The sequence below is a fragment of the Methylobacterium sp. B1 genome (assembly GCF_000333255.1).
GTDB classification, from domain to species: Bacteria; Pseudomonadota; Alphaproteobacteria; order Rhizobiales; family Beijerinckiaceae; genus Methylobacterium; species Methylobacterium fujisawaense.
Genome location: NZ_BACT01000436.1, coordinates 1 through 1,300, shown reverse-complemented (window position 1 = coordinate 1,300; position 1,300 = coordinate 1). Strand labels below are relative to the sequence as shown.

At 66.8% G+C, this 1,300-nt stretch carries 2 protein-coding genes and 1 pseudogene; all 3 read right to left on the bottom strand.

Translation table 11 applies throughout. The annotated features are described in order from the left end of the window. On the bottom strand, positions 1–642 hold a 642-nt coding region (rpsC, locus tag I53_RS12785), incomplete at its 3' end, for a 30S ribosomal protein S3 (RefSeq protein ID WP_043351255.1). 10 nt (positions 643–652) lie between these two features. Next, positions 653–1,039: a 50S ribosomal protein L22 gene (gene rplV / locus I53_RS12780; RefSeq protein WP_012319191.1), complete on the bottom strand. Its 387-nt coding sequence runs from the start codon at positions 1,037–1,039 to the stop codon at positions 653–655. 1 nt (position 1,040) lies between these two features. Continuing rightward, a pseudogene (rpsS, locus tag I53_RS12775) lies at positions 1,041–1,300 on the bottom strand (30S ribosomal protein S19); the annotation flags it as partial.

Below are 1,300 nucleotides of genomic sequence, written 5' to 3'. Positions count from 1 at the left end.
AGCCATCGGATCGTGCTCAAGGATCTCGCCCTTGAACACCCACACCTTGATGCCGCAGGTGCCGTAGGTCGTGAACGCCGTGGCCGTGCCGTAATCCACGTCCGCACGCAGCGTGTGCAGCGGGACCCGGCCCTCGCGGTACCATTCCTGGCGGGCGATCTCGGCGCCGCCGAGACGACCCGAGCAGTTGATCCGGATGCCCTCGGCGCCGAGACGCATGGCCGACTGAACGGCCCGCTTCATGGCGCGCCGGAAGGCGACGCGGCGCTCGAGCTGCTGGGCGATCGAGTCGGCCACCAGGGTGGCGTCGATCTCGGGCTTGCGCACCTCGACGATGTTGATGGTCACGTCGGCCTTGGTCATCGTGCCGACGAGCTTGCGCAGCTTCTCGATATCCGCGCCCTTCTTGCCGATCACCACGCCCGGACGGCCCGAGTGGATGGTGACGCGGCACTTCCGGTGCGGACGCTCGATGACGATCTTGGAGACCGCCGCCTGCTTGAGCTGCTTCATGAGGGCGGCGCGGATCGCGACGTCCTCGTGCATGAGCTTCGCATAGTCGCCCTTGTTGGCGAACCAGCGGGAGTCCCAGGTCCGGTTGATGCCGAGCCGGAGACCGATCGGATTGACTTTCTGGCCCATCAGATCCTCCTCAGGCCGCTTCGGCCTGGCGGACTTCGCGAACCACGATGGTGAGGTTCGAGAAGGGCTTCAGGATGCGCGCACCGCGGCCGCGGGCGCGGGCGTGGAAACGCTTGAGAACCAGCGCCTTGCCCACGAAGGCCTGGGAGACGACGAGGTCGTCCACGTCCAGGTCGTGGTTGTTCTCGGCGTTGGCGATGGCGCTCTCGAGGCACTTCTTGACCTCGGTGGAGATCCGCTTGCGCGAGAACTGCAGCTCGGCGAGCGCCGTGTCGACCTTCTTGCCGCGGATCATCTGCGCCACGAGGTTGAGCTTCTGCGGGCTGACGCGCAGCATGCGCGCGACGGCCTTCGCCTCGTTCTCGGGGAGCGCGCGGGGGGTGGCTTGCTTGCCCATCTCAGCGCCTCTTCGCCTTCTTGTCGGCCGCGTGGCCCGGGAAGGTGCGGGTCGGCGAGAACTCGCCGAACTTGTGACCGACCATCTCCTCGGTGACGTAGACCGGGATGTGCTTCTGCCCGTTGTGCACACCGAAGGTGAGCCCGACGAACTGCGGAAGGATCGTGGAGCGGCGGCTCCAGATCTTGATGACCTCGGAACGCGAGGAGCCCCGCGCCGCCTCGGCCTTCTTGAGAGGTAGCCGTCGACGAACGGCCCCTT